At 68.0% G+C, this 3,754-nt stretch carries 3 protein-coding genes and 2 pseudogenes; 4 read left to right on the forward strand and 1 reads right to left on the reverse strand.

The window, feature by feature from the left end; translation table 11 throughout:
• The 3 genes and pseudogenes from MVA01S_RS29055 to MVA01S_RS29065 all read left to right on the forward strand — a co-directional run.
• A pseudogene (locus MVA01S_RS29055) lies at nucleotides 1-489 on the forward strand (hypothetical protein); the annotation flags it as partial.
• Between the two features lie 141 nt (nucleotides 490-630).
• Nucleotides 631-1,062: a hypothetical protein gene (locus tag MVA01S_RS29060; RefSeq protein ID WP_003930063.1), complete on the forward strand. Its 432-nt coding sequence runs from the start codon at nucleotides 631-633 to the stop codon at nucleotides 1,060-1,062.
• A gap of 97 nt (nucleotides 1,063-1,159) precedes the next feature.
• On the forward strand, nucleotides 1,160-2,668 hold the full coding sequence (locus MVA01S_RS29065; RefSeq protein WP_003930064.1) for an NAD(P)-binding protein: 1,509 nt from the start codon (nucleotides 1,160-1,162) through the stop codon (nucleotides 2,666-2,668).
• Here the strand turns inward: MVA01S_RS29065 and coaA are convergent.
• Nucleotides 2,640-3,578 (reverse strand): type I pantothenate kinase, encoded by a 939-nt coding sequence (gene coaA / locus MVA01S_RS29070; protein WP_003930065.1) that lies wholly within the window; start codon nucleotides 3,576-3,578, stop codon nucleotides 2,640-2,642. The two genes, MVA01S_RS29065 and coaA, sit on opposite strands and share 29 nt — an antisense overlap.
• 31 nt (nucleotides 3,579-3,609) lie before the next feature.
• Here coaA and MVA01S_RS32230 point away from each other — a divergent pair.
• Nucleotides 3,610-3,754, forward strand: a pseudogene (locus MVA01S_RS32230) (DUF885 domain-containing protein); the annotation flags it as partial.

Consider the following 3,754-nt stretch of genomic DNA (forward strand, 5'->3'; position numbering starts at 1 on the left):
GAGGCGGCGCTGCCGCTGCGCTCGGCCAGCCCGCTGGACGGGATGGACGAAGACACCTTCGCCCGCGTCACCCGGCGCGCGCTCGGGCACTACGGCGACCTGTCCAAGCTCGTCGCCAGCCCGCTGACCGCGCTGCCGGTCATCGACGAGCGGCTCGCCCGCCGCGGCGCACCCGATCAGCCGCTGGAGCGGGCCAACGAACTGCGGGCGCTGCTGGCCGAACGGATCGCCGCGCTCAAACCGCGCGACGGCGGGGACTTCGGCACCACCGAGCAATGGCGGCACTACAACGCGCTGTATTTCCCGTACGTGGTCGGCGTGCGCGCCTACGCCCAGAACGCGACGGCGGCGGGCCTGGATCCGGTGGCCCGTCAGGCGTGGCACTGGCTGGTCGCCGAGGTCCCGCAGCGGTCGCTGCACAACTGGCAGAACGCGGCGGCGCGCGTCATCGCCACCGATCTGCGCAGCGACGTCGTCACCGCACGCTGACCCGGCACCGACGCTGACCTGCGGTTGGCAGTATCTGGCAGCGTCCGGTGTCGAGTTGGCAGTGAGTTCTGCGCACTGTCAGTGACGTGGCCACCGTCACCGGCGGCCGCACTCCGAGACAGCGCCAGGAAAGGACTCATCATGACCAACTCGATGACCACCACAGTCTCCGCCCGACTGAACGAGTCGACCGACTCGTTACTGAGACTGGGCATGCGCGCCGATGCGGTACTGACCGGCATCGCCGGTCTGGCCGCGCTGCCGATGGCCGGCTGGCTGGCTGAGCTGTCGGGCACCACGACGACCATCGAGTACACCCTGGCCGCATTCTTCATCGCGTACGGCGTGGTGGTGTTCGGCCTGGCCGCGCTGCCGAAGCTGAACGTCGCGGGCCCGGTGGTGATCGCGGCGAACCTCCTCTACACCGTGGCCGCAGTGGCAGTCGTGCTCACCGACGTGTGGACGCTGACCCCAGCCGGGGTGGCGGTGGTGCTGGCCACCGGCGTGTACACGCTGGCGTTCGCCGACCTGCAGTACATCGGGTGGCGCCGGCTGCGCAGGGCCACCGCCTGACCCGGCGCGCGGCCGGCGGAAACAGGTAGTCGACCACCTACCCGATCGCCGGCCCGCGCGCTCACACTGACAGCACACCGCGCAGAGGGAGGCCGCCGTGTCCATCACCGACCAGCACACCACCGAGACGGACACGTGCGACCTCTGTGTCGTCGGCGCCGGTCTGGCCGGACTGAACGCGTTGTTCGCCGCCAGCCGTCACCTGGGCCGCGGGCAGCGGATCATCCTCGTCGACCGGCGCCGCCGGGTCGGCGGGATGTGGGTCGACACGTATCCCTACGTGCGGTTGCACCAGCCGCACCCGATGTTCACCGCCGGCAACATCGCCTGGACGCTGGGCCGGGAGCCGTCGTATCTGGCCACCAAAGACGAGGTTCTGGACCACCTGCAGCACTGCCTCGACGAGATCGGGAAACAGGTGACGGTCGACGAACGCTACGGCTGGGACTTCCAGTCCGACGAGCCGGCCGACGGTGGCGTGCGGGTCACCTGCCGCGCCCCCGACGGGGGCATCCGCGTCATCCGGGCCGCGCGGCTGATCAAGGCCTACGGGGTGCGGGTGCTGCCCAACGACCCGCTGCCGGTCTCGAGCCCCCGGGTGCGGTCGGTGTCGCCGGACACCTGCGACGTGCGGACCGGCGACATCGGCGACAGCACCGCGCCGGTGTACATCATCGGCGGCGGGAAGACCGCGATGGACACCGCGCACGCGCTGCTCTCGTCCCACCCGGGCCGGGAGGTCAACCTGGTCGCGGGCTCGGGCACGTTCTTCACCAGCCGGGAGAAGTTCTTCCCGAGCGGCCGGCGACGGTGGGTCGGCAGCACGTTGCTGAGCAGCATGGCCGCCGACATGTGCCGGCGATTCGACGGCACCAACGAGGCGGAGCTCGCCGAGTGGTTCCGCACCGCCTACGGCACGTGGCTGACCCCGCAGGCAGGCAACTTCCTCCTCGGGGTGCTGTCGGAAACCGAGAACAGGACCATCGCCGACGGCCTGAACGCGGTGGTGATGGACCATCTGGTGGACATCGTCGACCGCGACGGCGCCGCGGAGATGGTGCTGCGCAGCGGCGCGACCAGGCCCGTCGAGGACGGTAGCTGGATTGTCAACTGCACCGGCTACCTGACCTTGGGGGACCACCCCTACGAACCCTACGCATCTGCCGACGGCAAGGTGCTGTCCATTCAGACCCGTTCGGCCACAATGCATCTGATGTCCTACATGGGCTACTTCATGACGCATCTGATGTTCCTGGACAAGCTCACCGAGGTGCCCCTCTACGAACTCGACATGCAGGAGCTGCTGCGCAGGAACAAGGCGGTGCTGCCCTACACGATGTTCTCGCTGGTCCAGTACAACCTGGGTCTGATGTACGACAACATGCCGACGAAGGTCTTCAACGAATGCGGCCTGGATTTCGACCGCTGGTACCCGTGGCCGCGCCGTACCGCAGGCGCGGTGCGGTTCATGCTGACCCACCGACGCGGACGCGAGCACCTGCGCGACACCCTCGACACCGTGCGGCACCGGTTCGACGTGCGCTGCGGACCGTTGAGCCGCGGATCGGAAACCGGCGCTACAGTTTTCGAAGACGCAGTCGGTTGATCGAGTGGTCGGAGTCCTTGCGCAGCACCAGCGTGGCGCGCGGTCTGGTCGGCAGGATGTTGTCGATCAGGTTGGGGCGGTTGATCGAATGCCAGATGTCGCGGGCGGCGAACACCGCCTGCTCGTCGGTGAGCGTCGAGTAGTGGTGGAAGTGCGAGGCCGGGTCGGCGAACGCGCCCTCCCGCATCGTCAGGAACCGTGAGATGTACCAGTTCTCGATGTCCTCGATGCGGGCGTCGACGTAGACGGAGAAGTCGAACAGGTCCGAGACCATCAGCGCGGGGCCGGTCTGCAGCACGTTGAGGCCCTCGAGGATCAGGATGTCCGGATGCTCGATGACCTGTTTCTCGCCGGGCACGATGTCGTAGAGCAGATGCGAGTACACCGGCGCGCACGCGGCATCCGAACCCGATTTCACGGCCGTGACGAACCGCATCAGTCCCCGGCGGTCGTAGCTCTCCGGAAACCCCTTGCGGTGCATCAGGTTGCGTCGGCTCAGCTCGGCGTTGGAGTACAGGAAGCCGTCGGTGGTGACCAGGTCGACGCGCGGATGGTGCTCCCAGCGCGCCAGCAGCGCCTGCAGCACACGGGCGGTGGTGGACTTGCCGACCGCCACGCTGCCGGCCACGCCGATCACGAACGGGACCGGGCGGTCCGGGTTCTGTTGCGGCTCACCGAGGAAGTCGGCCGTCGTCGCGAACAGGGCCTGCCTGGCCGCGACCTGCAGATGGATCAACCGGGCCAGTGGCAGATAGACCTCTTCGACTTCGAGGAGGTCGATCTTCTCGCCGAGGCCGCGCAACCTGACGAGTTCGTCCTCGGTCAGCTTCAGCGGCGTCGACATGCGCAGTGCACGCCATTGGGTCCGGTCGAACTCCACGTATGGGCTGGGTTCGCTCAGCCGCGCCATGGGCACAGTCTTGCAGTTAGGTTATTGAGGCATGGACGTAGGTAGGGATTCCAGCTCTCTGATCCGTGAATACCTGTTGCTCGGGCTGCGCTTCGACCGGGTCGAGGACGGCTACGTCGACTCGTTCACCGGCGACCCCGCGTTGCGGCGCGCGGTGCAGTCCGAGCCGCAACCCG

The sequence above is a fragment of the Mycolicibacterium vaccae NBRC 14118 = CIP 105934 genome (genome assembly GCF_001552715.1).
Classification (GTDB): Bacteria; Actinomycetota; Actinomycetes; order Mycobacteriales; family Mycobacteriaceae; genus Mycobacterium; species Mycobacterium vaccae.

Excerpts from the sequence above, each read along its gene's own strand:
- MVA01S_RS29060 (WP_003930063.1), top strand. The coding sequence starts at position 631 with ATGACCAACTCGATGACCACCACAGTCTCCGCCCGACTGAACGAGTCG.
- coaA (WP_003930065.1), bottom strand. The coding sequence starts at position 3,578 with ATGGCGCGGCTGAGCGAACCCAGCCCATACGTGGAGTTCGACCGGACC.